We start from the raw sequence: 18,518 nt of genomic DNA on the forward strand, positions 1-18,518 counted from the left end.
CTGCTCAGAAGACTATAATTTTTGGGGATTGAGTGACAAGCCTCAAGTTTTGGGTAGATTTAGAGTATCAGTTGCCTAGGGTTCTATGGGTCAGCCAGTAATTCAAGTGCGAGGGTTGGGGAAGCGGTATCGAATTCGGGCCCAAAAGTCATTGGCCTATCGCAGTTTGCGCGAGGATCTGTGGGGGGGAGTACAGGGATTCCTTAAGGGTGGGTGGCAGCCAGGCCATTGGGAAGAGTTTTGGGCTTTGCAGGATGTGAGTTTTGATGTCCAGCAAGGGGATGTGGTGGGAATTATTGGGCGAAATGGGGCGGGTAAGAGTACACTGTTAAAAATTTTATCGAGGATTGTCAAGCCTACAACTGGGGAGGCGGTGATTCGGGGCCGGGTTGGCTCTTTGTTGGAGGTGGGGACGGGGTTTCATCCTGAGTTGACAGGCCGGGAAAATATTTTTATGAATGGGGCAATCCTGGGTATGAGTCGGACTGAAATTCGGGCTAAGTTTGATGAGATTGTCGCCTTTGCAGAGGTGGAAAAGTTTTTAGACACGCCGGTTAAACATTATTCATCGGGGATGTATGTTCGATTGGCTTTTGCGGTGGCGGCTCATCTGGAACCTGAGATTTTAATTGTAGATGAGGTTTTGGCAGTGGGGGATGCTCAGTTTCAGAAGAAGTGTTTAGGAAAGATGGGAGATGTCAGCAAAAAAGAAGGAAAAACCATCTTATTTGTTAGCCACAATATGGGTGCTGTTGTTAGACTTTGTAGTGAAACAATTCTTCTAATGCGGGGTGGTGTTGGATACCATGGATCGACTAGAAAAGCAATAACTCACTACATCAACTCTGACTTAGGTGCTACAAACTTTAAGCAGTGGAGTTTTGATAATTTTTCTGATGATAAGATAGTTTTTTTCTTAAAGGCTAAAGTTCATAGTAAAGATGGTACTATAAAAAGCAATTTTGAGATAACAGAGGAAATTGGAATCACTATTCACTATAGAGTAACAAAAAGTGGTTATGTTTTTACACATGGATGTAACTTATTTAATGATCAAGGTATCAATATCTTAAACTCCCATGATATTGTTTCATCTATGCGTAATGTGCCACGCAGTCAAGGAGACTATTCAGCAACAGTATGGATTCCTTCAAATTTCCTTGCAGAGGGGACATTTATTATTGGACTTGCAATATTAACACCAGAACCATTTAGTATTCATCTGCATGAGCCAAATGCTCTAGCATTTAAAGTTACTGACAACATATCAGGAAGTTCTGCTCGTGGAGAGTATACTGGAGAATTTCCGGGGTTGGTAAGGCCAATTTTGAAATGGGAGGCATCGCTATGCACCAAAGCTCAATAGACAAAATGCAGTTATTTGTCAATAAATATCTTAATAAAAAATCATCTGAAGAACTTTATATATTAGACCTTGGCAGCCAAAACATTGGAGGATCATATCGCCCTATTTTCAATATTCCTGGCTGGAAATATATTGGTTTAGATTTAGAGGTTGGAGAAAATGTAGATATTTTACTTCGTGATCCATACAGGTGGAATGAAATAAGTTCAAACTCAGTTGATGTGTTAATATCTGGACAAACCTTGGAGCACATTCAGTATTTTTGGTTAACTATTTTAGAGATTGCACGAGTACTAAAACCCGGAGGATTATGTTGTCTAATTGCTCCTTCTACTGGATATGAACACAGATACCCTTTAGATTGCTGGAGGTTCTACCCTGATGGTATGATTGCATTGGCTAACTTTGCTCAACTTGAGGTTTTAGAAGCCTTTACACAATGGGAAAATGAAAATTATAACGATGGAAGTAATGTTTGGCATGACTCTGTTCTCATAGCACGTAAACCTTTAACTTTCGATAAGCAGTGTTCAGATTCGATGGAAATTTATACTCATCTTTTTGAAGTTTTAACGCCATCTGGGCAATTAGAGTTATATAAGTTTGAAGTGACTAACTTGAAACGTGCATTAAGTTCAATTGACCTTGAGTTAAAACAACTAAAGACTCAAAATATGAATCTTTTATTAACTCATGCAAAAGCTATTGAAAATATTGAAAAGAGCTTTTTTTGGAAGCTGCGAACTCAATGGTTTTTGATTAAGAATCTTTTTATTAAATTATTTGCAATTAATCTCAATGAGAGTAAGTAATTAAAGGAATAAATATCATGAAACAAGTCATTAAAAATTGGTATTTTAATAACGATAGAATTGAAATGTTGGCTTTTATTCCAGCTTATTCAAAGAAAATTTTAGATATTGGTTGTGCTAATGGCGGCTTTGCAAGTCTTGTTAAGGATAAATTTGGAGTTGAGGCGTGGGGAATCGAAATTAATCCTGAAGCTGCTCGAGTTGCTAGTCAACGCCTTGATAAAGTTATTCTTAAGGATATATCAGATGCTCTTAATGGCCTTCCTGAAAAATATTTTGATTGCATAATATTTAATGACGTGCTCGAACATCTTATTGATCCGTATACTGTTCTAAAAAAAGTCAAGAAAAATTTAAGCGACCAAGGTGTCGTGATAGCCTCACTGCCTAACATTCGACACGCTCCAGTTCTATATGAGCTTCTTGTAAAGGGTAATTGGGATTATCAAGATTATGGTGTCCTTGATAGAACTCATCTTCGTTTCTTTACAAGGAAAAGTATTATAAAGATGTTTGAAGAACAAGGATATACCATATTGAAAATGGATGGAATTAATCGTTCAGAATCCATACATGGAAAGCTTATTTCTAAGCTACTTTTAGGCCCTTTCTATGATATGAAATATATTCAGTTTGCTTGTCTAGTTAAGCCGAATTATAGCTAACTTAACATAACTGGTAAGTACCTCATGGCAAAAATAATTGCTCTTTATTTCCCTCAGCTTCATGCAATTCCAGAGAATGATAAGTGGTGGGGCGAAGGTTTCACAGATTGGGTCAATGTGCGGAGAGCAAATCCTCTTTTTCCAGAACATTATCAACCACGTATTCCTGCAAGTGAGAATTATTATGATCAATCTAAAGAAGAAGTAATTAAAGATCAAGTCAGTTTAGCGAAGCAGTACGGGATATATGGTTTTTGTCACTATCACTACTGGTTTAATGGTAAACAGTTACTAGAAAAACCAACTAATATTTTACTTGAGAATAAAGATATAGATATAAAATTTTGCCTTGCCTGGGCTAATGAAACTTGGTCAAGAAGATGGGATGGACAAGATCACGATATTTTGCAATTGCAAACTCACCCTGCTGAAATTAGTAGCTGGTCATTGCATTTTGATTACCTAATCAAGGCATGGACAGACAAGAGAGCTATAACTATAGATGGAAAGCCAATTTTTCTAATTTATCGACCTCAGAAAATTCAGAAAATTGGTGAAATGTTTAATTACTGGAGATTAAGAGCAAAAGAATTTGGGTTAAATGATATATTTTTTATTGCCATGAATCAATACCAACTACCTGACTTTAGTATTCTTCAACATTTCAACGGAATTATGCTCTTTCAGCCATTTTATACTGCATACAATTTCAGAAAAAATTCCATGCCGCACATTCTTGCAAAAGTTAAAAATAAAATCAAAAATGCCTATAATTATATACCAAGTTATATAAAGAATAATTTATCTAATTTAAAAAGTAAAAATAAGTCTTTTTTGACTTTTTATGATTATGATGTTGTTTGGCAGCAGATCATACGTCAAGAAATAGATGCTCAATTACCTTTGTTTGAGGGTGCATTTGTTGATTGGGATAACACTGCAAGGTATCGAGAAAGGGCAACTATATTTCGAGATGCTAACCCGTATAAATTTGAGACGTATATGAAACAGTTAATTGCCAAGGTTTCCAAAAAAAAATTAAACGAGCAGTTTATTTTTATTAATGCTTGGAATGAATGGGCAGAATCTGCTTATCTTGAGCCAGATTCAAGGTTTGGACTTCAGTATCTAGATGCATTAAAAAGTGCTATATCAGTATATGAGCAAATTTCAGAATAAGGTAGAAATACTTCTTCCAGTCTATAATGGTTCGAGTTTTGTTGAGTCTCAAGTTCTATCTCTTCTTGATCAGTCATTAACTAACTATCTTGTCAGAATAATTGATGATTGCTCTGATGATCATTCAACCCAAATAATTAATAAAATTATAAGTAGTTATCCTCAACATATATCGCTTTACATTCAATGGATTAATGTTGGAGTTTTGGAAAGTATAAATGCTCTTTTTTCTGGTGCGAAGTCAAAATACATCTTTTTTTCTGATCAAGATGATGTTTGGCTTTCACACAAGATGGAGATTAGTCTAAAAAAAATGCAAGAAATGGAAGCTATATATGGTAGCTACACTCCTATTCTTGTCCATACTGATCTTACCGTTGTTGATCAAGACCTTAACCTGCTCCATCCATCCTTTCGACATTACCAAAACCTCGATCCTAATCCCCCTAAACTACTACCTAGATTACTCGTGCAAAACTTTGTCACAGGCTGCACAGTGCTCATCAACAAACCTCTCAAAGACCTAGTAAGCCCTATTCCCCCAGAAGCTATCATGCATGATTGGTGGATTGCCCTGACCGCCGCTACTTTTGGCAAAATTGCCTACATTTCCGAACCTACTGTGCTTTATCGTCAACATCAAAAAAACAATGTTGGTGCTAGACAATGGGGGCTTAACTATATCCTTTCGCGTCTCCGTAACCTAGAAAAAGTTAGAATTGATATTCAAAAAACTATTATTCAAGCTAAAAAATTTCGTGAAACCTTTCAAGATCATCTCTTACCTGAGCAACTTAAGATTATTGATACTTATATCAATCTTCCCAACCAGGCCTGGTCTACTAGAAAGTACCAAATGATTAAGTATGGGTTTTATCAACCCACAAGATTGAAAAATCTAGGTTTTTTCCTTTTAATTTAACTTGGATGTTCTTCCCAGTCCTCAATTCTTGCTTTCCCAAAGCTTCTTCTTCTCATAAAATTTGCCAATCTAAATGAGATAGGTTTTGTTCTGCTAAAGCTTGGGCCTGGTTTTGTGTCTATGCATAAAAATCTTGATTGTATAGCTCCGCATGATTCATGGGAGTTCACCCTAGTTCTAGAATAGACCTAAAAACGATTTTAGAATCAGGCGAATTAGCTAGTTTTACGAGTAAATTTCTATCCCAAAGTATAGCAATCACAATTGGTTTTGGGAATTAGAGTGTTGATTTTGCCAAGGTGATCGCCTCGAATGATCCTTGTCTCAGGTAGGATTGCTATAGATGGTGATGGATTGTTTTCCCCTTGTCTCGATATTTTCGGTTGATTTTTCTGTTTTGGACGACTGCCACCGCAGCGGAAATGGAATATCGGTTTAACTTTTTTATTGCCGCCCTCAGTAGCCTAGGCAATTTAGTCGGGGGAATTTTTGGCCTATTTTTGTTTTACCGTGATGGGCATACTTTTCCGGGGTGGTCTTGGGCTGAAGCCCTGATTGTCTTGGGAGTTTTCACGATTTTGCAGGGGATATCCGCCACTTTTTTAGTTCCCAACTTGAACCGAATTGTTCGGCAAGTTCAGGAAGGGACATTGGATTTTGTTTTGCTCAAACCCATTAGCAGCCAGTTTTGGTTATCCGCCTACAGTGTCTCCCTTTGGGGCATTCCTGATGTGATCTTTGGTGGTTTAATTATTCTCTATGGGGGACAGCGTTTAGGACTCAGTTGGCAAAGTTACCTGGCTGGCCTGGGGCCGTTGGGCTTGGGTGTCATTAGCTTTTACAGTCTTTGGTTTATGTTGGGGGCGACCAGTATTTGGTTTGTAAAAATTTATAATGTGACAGAGGTGTTGCGGGGGCTGGTGGAAGCGGGACGCTATCCAATGGTGGCTTATCCAGCGGCCTATCGCTTTTTCTTTACCTTTATTGTTCCAGTTGCCTTCTTAACCACAGTCCCAGCAGAGGTCATTTTGGGGCGGGGACAACTGCCGTGGATTCTCGGTGCAGTCGGGTTGGCGGGGGGATTACTGTATGCCTCAAATCGGTTTTGGCGGTTTGCACTCCGGTTTTATACCAGTGCTTCGGCTTAGGGTTTCTCTAGACTTCTCAACGTTGGCCTGAATAAACCCAAGCAAATAGCCTAAAATTTCTGCCAAGACTCAATCATGGCCTGGAGGATGGGATCGGTATGCGTTTACGAGAGCTTTTAGTTGCGGCTCATGTCCCCTGCTCGAGTGAATCTCCTGCCCTAGAGGATGAAGTCACCCAATTAAGTACAAATTCTTGGGATTGCCGCTCGGGAACTTTATTTATTGGGATGCCGGGAACCCGGGTAGATGGGGGGAATTTTTGGCCAAGTGCCGTTGCTGCTGGAGCCATTGCCGCGGTTGTCTCTCCCCAGGCCAAGCTACCCGACCCCAACAATCCGGCCCTCGTGATCCCTGTAGATCAGATTGAGCAGGCCTGTGGACAACTGGCAACCGCCTTTTACAACTATCCCGCCCAAAAACTTTCCCTTGTGGGTGTGACCGGCACCAATGGCAAAACGACCACCACTCATTTGATTGAATATCTGGTTAATGAAGCTCACCAGGCCCCGGCTCTCTTTGGCACCCTCTATAGTCGCTGGCCAGGCCATGAAGTGATTGCGACCCATACCACTCCCTTTGCTGTGACTCTTCAAGGGCAATTAGCCGCGGCAGTCCAGGCCGGGGCCAAGGTGGGGATTATGGAGGTGAGTTCCCATTCCTTAGCTCAAGGACGAACCTGGGGCTGTGAATTTACGGCGGCGGTGTTTACCAATCTCACCCAAGACCATTTGGACTACCACAAGGACTTAGAGGATTATTTTGCGGCCAAGGCTCTATTGTTTGAGGAGAACTATCTCAAAGGGCGCGCAATCATTAACGGCGATGATCCCTACGGACAACGGTTACTCAGCCAGTTTGGCCCAGACCAGGCCTGGAGTTACCGGACTAAAGGAGAAGCTGACCTCTGGGCGACAGATTTACAGTATCGGGCCGATGGCGTTTCTGGCATCATTCACACCCCCAAAGGAACAGGAGCCTTTAACTCACCCTTGGTGGGCCAATTTAATGTCGAAAACCTACTGGCGGCGATTGGGGTTGGCTTACATCTGGGCCTGGATTTAACGGCAATGTTGGCCAGCTTGCCCCAGTTCCCTGGAGTTCCCGGCCGGATGCAGCAGGTTAAGGTTAGCCCGGCGCAAGATATTAGCGTGATTGTCGATTATGCCCACACACCGGATAGTTTAGAGAACCTGCTCAAAGCCGCTCGGCCATTTATTCCCGGCCAGATGATCTGTGTCTTTGGCTGTGGTGGCGATCGGGATCGCAGCAAACGTCCGCAAATGGGAAAAATCGCCGCTGATTTAGCCGATCACGTAGTCGTCACTTCGGATAATCCCCGCACCGAAGACCCCCAAGGCATCCTCGAGGATATTTTGGCTGGAATTGAGCCAACCATTAATCCCCTTGTGGAGGCTGACCGTCACCAGGCCATTCTCGACGCGATTCTCCAGGCCCAACCCGGAGATGGAGTTGTGATTGCGGGTAAAGGTCATGAGGACTATCAAATTCTCGGCACCGAAAAGGTTCATTTTGATGACCGGGAAGAAGCCACCGCCGCCTTAAAACAACGCCTGGACCTGGAGTAAGGAGTTGCTCTGTCAGTTTTCACCCCCTGGCCATCATGGGCATCTCCACAATGGGACTCTCTGGCCTGGAGGTTGATCAGGGGCAATCAAGGTTTGAATCCCTATCGCATTACTCCTTTAGGGGCAGATTGAGATAAGTCAGAAAATCTTTGATGGGTAATCTGTTGAGGATTTTGACTCTTTCAGAGTAGTCTGCGTAACTCTATGGATAAAGATAATACTTTCAGAGGTAATTTCCCAGAGTTAGACTGAAGTTAATGCGCTGATGGCCCCATTTCCACCCGTCTTATGTCTCCTCTTCCTGCAACCCTAGCATCTTCCTCCAGGCCAGCCCTTGATCTGACAACGCCGATTGTGGTCGGTTTGTCCGGGGGGGTAGATAGTTCTGTGGCCATTGCCAGTCTGCATCAACAGGGCTATCCGGTGATTGGGGTGACGCTTTGGCTGATGAAAGGGAAAGGGCAATGTTGCTCGGAAGGGATGGTGGATGCGGCCCGCCTCTGTGAAGAATTGGGTGTTCCCTACCAGGTTGTGGATAGCCGCGAGGTTTTCCAGACCCAGATAATTGACTACCTAGTGGCGGGTTACAGTGCCGGAATTACCCCCTTACCCTGTTCCCAGTGCAATCGGATGGTTAAGTTTGGCCCCCTCTTAGCCTATGCCCAAGCCTCCTTAGGAGCAAATCATATCGCCACGGGTCACTATGCCCGGATTCGCTACAACTCGACCACAGAACGCTATGAACTCTGGCGGGCAGTGGATCGGAAAAAAGATCAATCCTATTTTCTCTATGATTTAACCCAAGATCACTTGGCCCATACACTCTTTCCGCTGGGGGAACAAACCAAAGCCGAGACGCGGGCCATGGCCAGCCAGTTTAATTTGCACACGGCCAGCAAGCCAGAAAGCCAAGATCTCTGCCTGGTAGAAGCCCACGGTTCGATGCGGGAATTTCTGGCCCAATATATTCCCCCCCAGTCTGGCGAAATTGTCGATCAATCCGGGCAGGTCTTGGGCTACCACGAAGGCATCCATAACTACACCATTGGCCAACGCAAAGGGATTGGGATTGCCGCCGCTGAACCCTTATATGTTCTGGCTCTCGATACCACCCGCAATCAAGTCATTGTTGGCCCCCGTACCCAGGCCGAGCAGGGAGAATGCAACGTTCAACGCCTGAACTGGGTCAGTATTCCGCCAGTAGATCATCCCCTCGATGTGACTGTGCAAATTCGCTACCAAAGCCAGCCCACCCCCGCCACCCTGATTCCCGATCCCGACAACCCCATAACCCAGGCCAAGCTTGTCTTTGCCGAACCTCAATTTGGGGTCACGCCCGGCCAGGCTGCGGTGTGGTATGACGGGGAGCGTTTGCTGGGCGGGGGAATTATTGAGTAAAGTAGAACGTAAGGATTTGTAACAAAAGTTTGTGGACTGCCCGTGAACAATCGCCTTTCGTTAGTGCAGCCGAGAGCTATGACCAGCCCAGGCCTGGTTTCACGGTTAATTTTAATCTCCCCCTTCTTCTTTTGGGGTACGGCGATGGTGGCGATGAAGCAGGTGCTCCCCCAGACCAGTCCCTTTTTTGTCGCGGCGGTGCGGTTAATTCCAGCGGGAATTTTAGTGCTGCTCACGGCTTGGCTGCTTCGGCGTAAACACCCCCAAGGATTGCGGGCCTGGGCCTGGATTGGTCTATTTGCTCTGGTAGATGGCAGCCTATTTCAAGGTTTTTTAGCCGCCGGCCTGGAGCGGACAGGGGCCGGTTTAGGTTCGGTCATGATTGACTCCCAACCCTTAGCCGTGGCCTTGTTGGCAGCCTGGCTTTATCGGGAAAAAATTGGCTTTTGGGGTTGGCTGGGTTTATTGATTGGCATTAGCGGCATTAGTTTAATTGGCATTCCCCAGGCCTGGTGGTTTGATCTCATGCATGGACAGGTGGCCAATCTCAGCCTCAGTTGGGCGGGCCTGGGGGCGCGGGGCGAATTTTGGATGTTGCTAGCGGCCTTGTCCATGGCGGTGGGTACGGTGATGATGGGCAAGGTGAAAGAATATGCGGATCCAATTATGGCGACGGGCTGGCACATGATCTTGGGGGGACTCCCCTTACTGGGCCTGGGGCTTTGGGGAGATACTCTGCCCTGGGTTAACTTAACGGGCCTGGATTGGCTGAATTTGGGCTATGCTACCCTGTTTGGGAGTGCCTTGTCCTATGGCTTATTTTTTTACTTTGCATCTCAAGGCAACTTAACCAGTCTCAGTTCCTTAACCTTCCTCACCCCTGTCTTTGCCCTCAGCTTTGGTCAACTCATTTTGCAAGAGACCCTCACCTCCTTCCAACTCTGGGGGGTGGGATTAACCTTGGTCAGTATTTATTTAGTCAATCAACGCCAACACCTGGCCCAACTCTTCCACGAGCGAGCAAGGCTCTACGGTCAACGCTCTCTGGGGCCAGGTCTGATTTCCCCAGCCAAAATCCCTGTTCCACAACTTATTCGCCAATCTCTTCCTAAAGATTCTTAAGTGCGAGATATTGCCGATCGCCTGGCATATAAATCATGCACTCATTACCTCAGGGATTCGGGAATTTGATGTCGTTTCAGCAACTTGGTTCTCTGGGACTGTTGGGTAGAAATGCCGCCCATCATTAAAATCCGATCCCCTGAGATGACAAAGTATAGCGTTACGCAGACTGTTCTGAGAGAGTAGAAATGTCAAAAAGACTGCTCATCAAGCATTTTCTGACTTGTCCCCATCTCACCCTAAATGGGTAACGCTATAGTCTGAACAATTGATGATCAAGAAACTTCTTTCAATGTGGTAAGCTAGGAAACGCTGAAAAAGTTATGGGTCGGTGCCCGAGTGGTTAATGGGGGCGGACTGTAAATCCGTTGGCTACGCCTACGCTAGTTCGAATCTAGCCCGGCCCATCTAAACTAAAGAAGCGAGACTTTTGATCCTGTTGGGTTTGGTCTTGCCATTCTGGAAACGTTAAAGCTTGCCCCTGGATGCGAAAGGATTTTTCCTCGTAGCTAAACCAATGGTTTCCATCCGATTGAATTGTAGTTAAAAATGGCTCGGCATTGAGGGTAGAAATTAAGGACTCTTGGGCCTGGGTCGCCATCAGCCAGTTATTTTGCAGCCGCCAGTTGCGAGAGACAAAGGTGACTGTTTTCTGTTCTTCAGGAATTTCAATGTTACGAACATATAAATCTCGAACCCCGATTTGCGCTCCCAAGTTACCAGCAATGATGTTGTTTTCGAGGGTGACATTTTCGGCTGCCCAACCAAACAGGCCGGGGGTTTGTAAATAATTGGGGGCGATACTGTAATTTTGAGTGATGATTGAATTTTTAATTGTAATCGGCCCAGGCCCCGCTTCAATAAATAAACCCGTCACCGCATTACCCCTAAATTGAGAGTGATCCACAATAATATTTTGGTAATCACTGTCCAACCACAGGCCAGCGGCATAGTTATCAATGGCTCGATAGTTAGTAAAGGTTGCCCGTCTCAGATAAAAATATTTTTCCCCCGCATCCCAATCGTAATAGCCCGTCAGATGGCCCCGCCAGTTATTGCCCCGCGATTCCACATTCTTAATGGTTAAGTCGGAAATAAATGCCCCACCCAGGCCCCGCATCCCATTATCGGCACTGATCACATTGGTTATGGTCATCCCTTGCGATTCATTAATATTTAAGCCCGTCCAGTTATTGTCATAAAACTGACAGTGATCAACCGTAATGTTTCGAGACCGACCAATGGTTAAGGCCCCCGTAAATGTGCCGCCATACTTTTCAAAGATCAAATTTTGCAGGGTGATGTTTTCGGCCTGATCCAGAGTTAATCCATTGCGGCGGGTACTAATTTTCACCCTGGCCGATGGCCAATCTAAATCAGCGGGTGGAGCAAGATAAATATTTCCCTGCTCATCATCAACTTGAAAGGTTCCGGGTTGAAGTTCCGGGTAGGTTAAGACAGGCTGGAGGCGGTGTTCATTGACCCAGGCCAGTTCTCCCCGTTGCATCAGGAGGGGTAAATCAATGTCGTAACTGGCCCAAGGGTTCCCAGAAAAGCCCCACTGAACCGGCCAAGGATGTTGATAAATTCCCGGTGATGGAGTGGGTTGCCAACTGTCCCAGAGATCTGCCCCGGTAAAAATCACTGTGCCTAGTTTTTCGGCCCTGAGGATGACTGGAGGGAGATGTTTGAAGGTCGGATTGGGTTGAGATTGGAAGGTGGCTGTTTGGCGATAAATGCCCGGAGCAAATCGGAGTTGGACAGACTGCCCCTGATGTTGGATAGTGGCGGCTTGGTTGAACTGGGCCTGGAGGTCGCTATCGGGATCAATATGGAAAATCACCGCCGACTCTTGAGTTAACCCCACAGAACTACCCCAGGCCCAAAGGCATAGCCCCAGCAGCAATGGCCCCAGCCACCCCAATCCGCCTTTGACCTTGGCCACATCGCCTCACTTAGCGCTTAAACCTAGCTCCCAATTGGGCAAAACAAACCTTGAGACTTTCATCCAAGATATCCGCGGCTTGCCGTTGACTGGGGCTGAGGGCTTGATTCTGGGCTTGGGCCTTGGCCATATCGCGAAAATCTTCATACTTGACCCGATCTTGAATGTAGCTCAGGGTGCATTGGCAATAGCTCTGGAAAAATTTCTCGGAAATAAACGGTGGTGCAGAGGCTTTAGCTTTGTCCATACAGGCGGTGAGATATTTATCCGACTGCTCAGGAGTATAGGCTTGGAGCTTGGGACTGGCCCAGGCCGGGAAGGGTAAACTCCCCACAATCATCGCCGCGACAATCAATAAGCGCATTTTCCACCACACACAACAATTAGCAATTGGCAACCCCTACTTTACCTGTTTCGGTTCACCGTTGATCCTTGACGGGAAGTTCTTTGGTTTTAGTTCCCAACAGCCAACCCTGAGATAACGCCGAGATTAAAGTCCGCTGAATTTAATTAAAGTATCGTTCCTTGAGTTCTTTGCGGGTCATCTCCATCAAAACGGCATGGGTTCCCCGTTCTGGCTCATGGTCTGCTGGCCGACGTTGTTGATAACGGCCATCGGGTTGTAAATCCCAGGCCTGGCGATTATCACTGAGCATTAAATCCAAAATCCCTTTTAATTCAGTCCCAGTGTGGGGATCCGTAATCGGGACAATCGCCTCCACCCGCCGATCTAGGTTCCGAGAACGCCAATCCGCACTGCCAATAAAGTATTCCGGATTACCATTATTTTCAAAGTAAAAGATGCGGGAATGTTCCAAAAACCGTCCAATCACACTGATGACCCGAATCCGCTCACTCACGCCGGGAACACCTGGGCGAATACAGCACATCCCCCGAATAATCAGGTCAATCTCCACCCCGGCCTGGGAGGCTGCATATAAGGCCCGAATGATTTGCCCATCGGTAATCGCATTCATTTTGGCAATAATCCGCCCCTGGCCGCCGCTGCGACTGTGTTCAATTTCCCGCTGGATTAAGGCCAACATCCGATCCCGCATGGTGACTGGGGCAATTAATAATTTCCGATAGTCCCGCTGACGAGAATATCCAGTCAGGAAATTAAATAAATCCGTCAGGTCGGCCCCCAGATCAGGACAGCAGGTGAACAGGCCCAAATCTTCATAAAGTCCAGCTGTTTTGGGGTTGTAGTTGCCCGTACCAATGTGGACATAGCGGCGAATTTCCCCAGCTTCTTGGCGCACCACCAATAGGGTTTTGGTATGGGTCTTCAGGCCTGGGACACCATAGACCACATGAACCCCGACTTTTTCCAGTTTCCTGGCCCAGAGGATATTATTTTCCTCATCAAAGCGGGCCTTTAACTCCACCAATACAGCCACCTGCTTGCCATTTTCTGCCGCCGCAATTAGGGCCTTGACAATGGGTGAATCCCCAGAGGTGCGGTAGAGGGTCATTTTGATCGCTAATACCTTCGGATCATAGGCGGCTAGGGTAATGAAGCGTTGGACGGTGGTCACAAAGCTGTGATAGGGATGGTGAACCAAGAGATCTCGCTCGCGAATTAGGCCAAATAGTTCTCCGGCGGCGGCTTCCCAATGCTCAAGTTCAACGGTTGGATCCAGGGTGTTCAGAGAAAATTGGGATTCCCGCTCATCAACGCGATGAAAACTCGCAGGGGTAATCGGATGCCAACTGGGGTCTTTCAGATGGGGCAGAGGGAGTTCCAGCAGCGAAAAGAGGTTATTCAGGCACAACAGGCCCTCGACATCATAGACATCGGTTTCATCAATATCCAATTCATCAATTAAGGTGTGGCGAATACTGGGGGGAATCTGTTTTTGTACTTCTAAACGCACCACCGAGCCAAACCGCCGCTTGCGAATTTCCTGTTCAATGGCAATCAACAAATCATCGGCTTTGTCTGTTTCTAGCTCTAGGTCAGCACTGCGGGTAATCCGAAAGGCGTAATGATTAAGAATCTTCATCCCCGGAAATAGGGATTCTAGGTTGTGGGCAATGACATCTTCGAGGGGAATGCCGACCCAGGCCCCGCCTTGATGCTGATCGGAACGGGGTAAATGATTGGGAAGGGTGACAAAACGGGGAAACCCACCGGGGACTTTGACTCTGGCAAACAACTCTTGACCAGAGGTGGGATCTTGGACGCTGACGAGGAGGTTCAAACTGAGGCTGGAAATATAGGGAAAGGGATGGGCCGGATCAATGGCTAGGGGGGTAAGGATTGGAAAAATTTGGTTAATAAAGTACTGGTGGAGATAGGCCTGTTGTTCGGGATGGAGATCCGCATAATGCAACAGAAAAATCCCCTCTTGGGCCAGACGCGGGCGCAACTCTAACTCAAAAAACCGATGTTGCTCGGTGACGGTTGGACGTAGATATTGCCGGATTGCTGCCAATTGTTCTTGGGGCGGAATCCCATCGGCACTCCCTTCGGTGATCCCACTTTCGACCTGTTGCTTCAGGCCAGCGACCCGAATCATGAAAAACTCATCCAGATTCGAGCTATGGATGGCCATGAATTTCAAACGCTCTAATAATGGCGTGCGGGGATCATAGGCTTCCTGTAGGACCCGTTTATTAAATTCCAGCCAACTCAAAGCCCGATTAAAGTAGTATTCTTTTGCTTTCAAGTCAATGTCAGTCATCTGTGGGGGTTCCGTGGGGTTGGTTGGGGGCATATCTTCTTCTGCGAACGTTGGCGTTAGCCTACCGGAGGTGCAGCAAGGCTCTTCAGAGGGAGTTAATGCCGATACGCTCAGTTCTATTGGGGCAACGTCTTCATGCATGATTAGAGCCTTTAGAAATAAGGGGGCGGCAAACCGATTCTCTCTAGGATAATTCGCCTCATAGTTTCCCAGTTGATCGTTATAATCCGATTAAGGTTAAACCAGCAAAAAATCCCCGGTAGCGATGCTTGTTATTTATTCTCCTGAGTTTCTTAACCATAAGACCGGCCCCTACCACCCGGAGCGTCCGCAACGCCTTGAGGCGATTGTTAAACTTCTCCAAGATGCGGCCTGGGCGAACCAATTAACCTGGCAATTGCCCACCCAAGTTAAAGATCGCGATCCCCTGGCCTGGATTAACCTTGTCCATCAACCCCAATATCTCCAGACCCTACAAGGGTTGGCTGAGAGTTTAAGGGATCAGGAACGGGGACATTTGGATCCGGATACGGTGATTTCGGGGGAAAGTTATCAAGTTGCGCTATTGGCCGTGAATGCCTGGCTAGATGGGGTTAGTCAAACGTGGAATACCGATCAGCCCAGTTTTGTCTTGGCTCGCCCCCCCGGCCACCATGCCTTACCCGAACGGGGAATGGGGTTTTGTTTGTTGGCCAATGCGGCGATTGCGGCCCACTATGCCCTGAGCTTACCGGGAATTTCACGGGTGGCAATTTTGGATTGGGATGTGCATCACGGGAATGGCACCCAGGCCTGTGTGGAATCTTTGCCTAACATTGCCTATTGCTCATTACATCAGTCGCCCCATTACCCCTACACCGGCGCGAGTCACGAACAGGGCCAGTACCAAAATGTCTTGAACATTCCCCTGGATGCGGGTAGTACGGGAGCCGACTATCACCAGGCCATGACGGATCGCGTGATTCCCTTCCTCAAAGCCTTTAATCCGGATCTGCTTCTGGTGAGTGCCGGGTATGATGCCCATCGGGATGATCCTCTCTCGGAGATTTTACTGACTCCAGGGGACTATGCCCAACTCACCCAAGCCTGTTTATCCTTGACGCGCAAGACGGTGTTTGGCCTGGAGGGGGGATATGACTTAGGGGGCCTGGCTACTTCGGTAAGAGCTACCGTTGCAACTTGTTTAGGGCAGGGGATTGATGAACCATGAATCAGATGTGGTCGGCCTTGTTGTTGCATCAGGGGACTTGGCGGGGAACCTCGGCCTATTTTGATGGACAAGGGACTTTCCAATCGGCAACTCCAACGACCGTTAGCCTTACCCCGAGCCTAGATCAGCAAACCATCCGCCAAGAGAACCAATATTTTGATGCCCAAGGTCAACTCAGCCAAACCAAGGCCTGGGAGTACAGTAGCCTTAGTCGTAGTGTTTTATTTTTTGACAATGGCGCATTTTCCCAAGGCTCAACCCAATCTGGCCCCTATGGGGACTTTGGCGCAGAATTTGGCTTGATTGCGGGAGATCGGCGGCTGCGGGGGATTCCGCTCTATCGCAATGGGCAACTGGAAACCATTACCTTGATCCAGGAATATCGGCAAGACAATCCTCCAATCGAATTACCGGCTTTGACTCCAGGCCAACTCACGGGCATTTGGCAGGGAACGGCAACTACCCTTTATCCTGATTTTCGCAATCCGACTCAGGTTCAAACACAGCTAGAAATTACCTTTGATGGTCAACACCTGCACCAATCGCTCCACTACGGCCAGGAAAGGATTAACTCAACCGGGGCCTGGGATGGTGAACATCTGACATTTTCTGGGAATCATCCCATCAAACTCTTTTGTTTGCCCGGTGGTGGCTCAGCGGTTCTCCCGTTAGCAATTCCGACTCGGCAAGGGTTTTTCTTGGAATTAGCTTGGCTGGTAAATCCTCAATTACGGTTGCGTCTCGGTCGGCATTATGATTCCAGCGGGGCCTGGCAATGCTTAACATTGGTGGAGGAAACAAAAATCAGTTAGGGTCAATCCCCAAGGCCTGGAGTTTAGCGGCCATTCGATCTGCCCTGGCTTTTTCTGCTTCGGCCCGCTGGGCTTCATATTCGGCCTGTTGCATTGCTTGGTCTGCTCGCTGGGCTTCAAGTTTTGCTCGTTGGGCCTCTTGATCCGCTCGTTGGGCTTCATACTCGGCCCGTTGACGGATCTGGACGGGGGTTAAAAATAGGTTGCCTTGGGGGTCATAAAGATTCAGGGTTGAGGCTGTTAACTCAAAGCGAATCCCTAAACGGGGACTTACCCAGTTCTCTATGGTCTCAATCGGGAGAAGTTCACCCTGTTGTCGTTCCAGGCCTGTGAGTTCATTCTTATCCGGGTCGTAAATATAATATTCATCCACGCCATAGCGGTTATAGAACAGCAGCTTCCGGCTCATTTCTTTGGTGGTATTGCCGGGAGAGAGAATTTCAAACACGACTTGGGGCGCAATATTGCCCTCTTGCCACTGCCGATAGGAGCCGCGTTCCCCCTTGGGTCGGCCAAATGCCACCATCACATCGGGCGCGACTCGAATATCAGGACGACCTTCCACGGGATACCAGAGCAAATCGCCGGCCACAAAGACATCGGCCTGGGGTAAAAACAGATACTCTAAGTTTTCTTTAATCAGGACAATCCAACGAAACTGGAGGGTGTTATCAGCCATTGGTTGGCCATCACTATCAGGATATTCAATCTCGCGTTCCGGGTCTCTTTCTAGGGCAACAGTCATCGGTCTGTGCTCCAAGCAGATGGGATTAGTTTTAGTTTAGGCAATTCCTTCGCTATCAGCCAAGCCATAACCACTACCGTCAGGAGTATGAGTTTCAATCACGTCATTGGCCAGGAGCAAGTTATATTTAGCCCACTCTTAAATCAGCTTTGACTTTTTTATGTTACTAGATTTACTTGAGTGGCAAAAATTCAATACGGTTATCAAAGTCTATTGGATCAGTACACTCCCAAATCACTAAAATATCTTCGATGACTTGGCTGAGGAATGGAGGTGATTTAATCAGTATCACGCCCGGCATTGGCAGAGCTTGATGGATACGTTCACTGGCATGCTTAATGATTGTCTTAACATCATGGGTTAACAAAATTCGCTTTTCCTCAGCAGCCCAGGCCAAAACGGTTGGATCACTTTTTCCTGATAGACCAACATCTTGAACTCGGACAATATCAATTGATTTGTGTTTTTGAAGTAGGCCTTTCAGAATTTTATTGTCTAAATTTTCATCAGCAAGAAATTTTATTTTGACTGATTTACTGATGCTACTTGAGGTGAGAAATTGCATTGTCATTGAGCATCAAAACCCATTTATGACTTTTTAGCTTGATGAGCCAACAGTTTCTCTTTCAGGTCGGATTGAGGAAATTTTTTTGTAAAATTAGCGTAAATCTGTCCTGCCTCTTGCTGACGTTGACATAAATACGCTTCAACTTCAGTTTCATTGTTAAGGTAGTAGGCAATCACAGCATAAACTTGAGCCAAGGTTAAAACTGGATAACACTCTATAATTTCCTCTGGTCTTGCCCCACCCTTAAAGACAGTAATGACCGTATCTAAAGTCACTCGCGTTTTTCCGACTCTCACGACATCATCAGCATCAAAGCTCAAGGGAAGAAGTTCAGGGGTAATTGTGAGTTGCAT

The 18,518-nt window shown here is 46.3% G+C and carries 17 protein-coding genes and 1 tRNA gene; 12 read left to right on the forward strand and 6 right to left on the reverse strand.

The features are described 5' to 3' along the window. Positions 1-85: 85 nt before the first annotated feature. From RIF25_RS04100 to RIF25_RS04145, 10 genes are all read left to right on the forward strand, one after another. Entirely contained in the window at positions 86-1,366 is a 1,281-nt protein-coding gene (locus tag RIF25_RS04100; protein WP_407682313.1) for an ABC transporter ATP-binding protein, read from the forward strand. Between the two features lie 5 nt (positions 1,367-1,371). Next, positions 1,372-2,178 (forward strand): class I SAM-dependent methyltransferase, encoded by an 807-nt coding sequence (locus tag RIF25_RS04105; protein WP_322877281.1) that lies wholly within the window; start codon positions 1,372-1,374, stop codon positions 2,176-2,178. A 17-nt stretch (positions 2,179-2,195) separates the two neighbouring features. Beyond that, the gene (locus RIF25_RS04110; RefSeq protein ID WP_322877282.1) at positions 2,196-2,843 is read left to right on the forward strand and encodes a class I SAM-dependent methyltransferase; all 648 of its coding nucleotides are present in this window, start codon (positions 2,196-2,198) and stop codon (positions 2,841-2,843) included. Between the two features lie 24 nt (positions 2,844-2,867). Further along, a complete protein-coding gene (locus RIF25_RS04115) occupies positions 2,868-4,022 on the forward strand; it encodes a glycosyltransferase WbsX family protein (RefSeq protein WP_322877283.1) in 1,155 nt (384 codons plus the stop codon). Beyond that, entirely contained in the window at positions 4,003-4,944 is a 942-nt protein-coding gene (locus RIF25_RS04120) for a glycosyltransferase family 2 protein (protein WP_322877284.1), read from the forward strand. Before RIF25_RS04115 ends, RIF25_RS04120 begins: the two co-directional genes overlap by 20 nt. Positions 4,945-5,309: 365 nt before the next feature. Next, the gene (locus RIF25_RS04125; protein WP_322877285.1) at positions 5,310-6,092 is read left to right on the forward strand and encodes an ABC transporter permease; all 783 of its coding nucleotides are present in this window, start codon (positions 5,310-5,312) and stop codon (positions 6,090-6,092) included. A gap of 98 nt (positions 6,093-6,190) precedes the next feature. Next, a complete protein-coding gene (locus tag RIF25_RS04130; protein ID WP_322877286.1) occupies positions 6,191-7,678 on the forward strand; it encodes a UDP-N-acetylmuramoyl-L-alanyl-D-glutamate--2,6-diaminopimelate ligase in 1,488 nt (495 codons plus the stop codon). Between the two features lie 339 nt (positions 7,679-8,017). After that, complete coding sequence (mnmA, locus tag RIF25_RS04135; protein WP_407682324.1) at positions 8,018-9,076, forward strand: tRNA 2-thiouridine(34) synthase MnmA; 1,059 nt, start codon at positions 8,018-8,020, stop codon at positions 9,074-9,076. A gap of 63 nt (positions 9,077-9,139) precedes the next feature. Further along, positions 9,140-10,198: a DMT family transporter gene (locus tag RIF25_RS04140; protein WP_407682325.1), complete on the forward strand. Its 1,059-nt coding sequence runs from the start codon at positions 9,140-9,142 to the stop codon at positions 10,196-10,198. Positions 10,199-10,523: 325 nt separating this feature from the next. Next, positions 10,524-10,605 (forward strand) — tRNA-Tyr (locus RIF25_RS04145). On the opposite strand, the gene RIF25_RS04150 is transcribed toward RIF25_RS04145, so the two are convergent. The 3 genes from RIF25_RS04150 to ppk1 all read right to left on the reverse strand — a co-directional run bounded on the left by RIF25_RS04150 (position 10,593) and on the right by ppk1 (position 14,863). Next, entirely contained in the window at positions 10,593-12,143 is a 1,551-nt protein-coding gene (locus tag RIF25_RS04150; RefSeq protein WP_322877289.1) for a right-handed parallel beta-helix repeat-containing protein, read from the reverse strand. The two genes, RIF25_RS04145 and RIF25_RS04150, sit on opposite strands and share 13 nt — an antisense overlap. Positions 12,144-12,153: 10 nt before the next feature. Then, complete coding sequence (locus RIF25_RS04155) at positions 12,154-12,507, reverse strand: hypothetical protein (RefSeq protein ID WP_322877290.1); 354 nt, start codon at positions 12,505-12,507, stop codon at positions 12,154-12,156. Positions 12,508-12,649: 142 nt separating this feature from the next. Next, positions 12,650-14,863: a polyphosphate kinase 1 gene (gene ppk1, locus RIF25_RS04160; RefSeq protein ID WP_322877291.1), complete on the reverse strand. Its 2,214-nt coding sequence runs from the start codon at positions 14,861-14,863 to the stop codon at positions 12,650-12,652. Positions 14,864-15,095: 232 nt separating this feature from the next. Here ppk1 and RIF25_RS04165 point away from each other — a divergent pair, with 232 nt between their 5' ends. Continuing rightward, positions 15,096-16,040 (forward strand): histone deacetylase family protein, encoded by a 945-nt coding sequence (locus RIF25_RS04165; protein WP_322877292.1) that lies wholly within the window; start codon positions 15,096-15,098, stop codon positions 16,038-16,040. Beyond that, a complete protein-coding gene (locus RIF25_RS04170; protein ID WP_322877293.1) occupies positions 16,037-16,852 on the forward strand; it encodes a DUF3598 family protein in 816 nt (271 codons plus the stop codon). Before RIF25_RS04165 ends, RIF25_RS04170 begins: the two co-directional genes overlap by 4 nt. Here the strand turns inward: RIF25_RS04170 and RIF25_RS04175 are convergent. From RIF25_RS04175 to RIF25_RS04185, 3 genes are all read right to left on the reverse strand, one after another. Continuing rightward, the gene (locus tag RIF25_RS04175) at positions 16,845-17,597 is read right to left on the reverse strand and encodes a Uma2 family endonuclease (RefSeq protein WP_322877294.1); all 753 of its coding nucleotides are present in this window, start codon (positions 17,595-17,597) and stop codon (positions 16,845-16,847) included. The two genes, RIF25_RS04170 and RIF25_RS04175, sit on opposite strands and share 8 nt — an antisense overlap. 172 nt (positions 17,598-17,769) lie before the next feature. Then, positions 17,770-18,168 carry a DUF5615 family PIN-like protein gene (locus RIF25_RS04180; protein ID WP_322877295.1) on the reverse strand — a complete coding sequence of 133 codons (399 nt, stop codon included), beginning with the start codon at positions 18,166-18,168 and terminating at the stop codon, positions 17,770-17,772. 17 nt (positions 18,169-18,185) lie between these two features. Next, positions 18,186-18,518 carry a DUF433 domain-containing protein gene (locus RIF25_RS04185; RefSeq protein ID WP_322877296.1) on the reverse strand — a complete coding sequence of 111 codons (333 nt, stop codon included), beginning with the start codon at positions 18,516-18,518 and terminating at the stop codon, positions 18,186-18,188.

The sequence above is a fragment of the Pseudocalidococcus azoricus BACA0444 genome (assembly GCF_031729055.1).
GTDB classification, from domain to species: domain Bacteria; phylum Cyanobacteriota; class Cyanobacteriia; order Thermosynechococcales; family Thermosynechococcaceae; genus Pseudocalidococcus; species Pseudocalidococcus azoricus.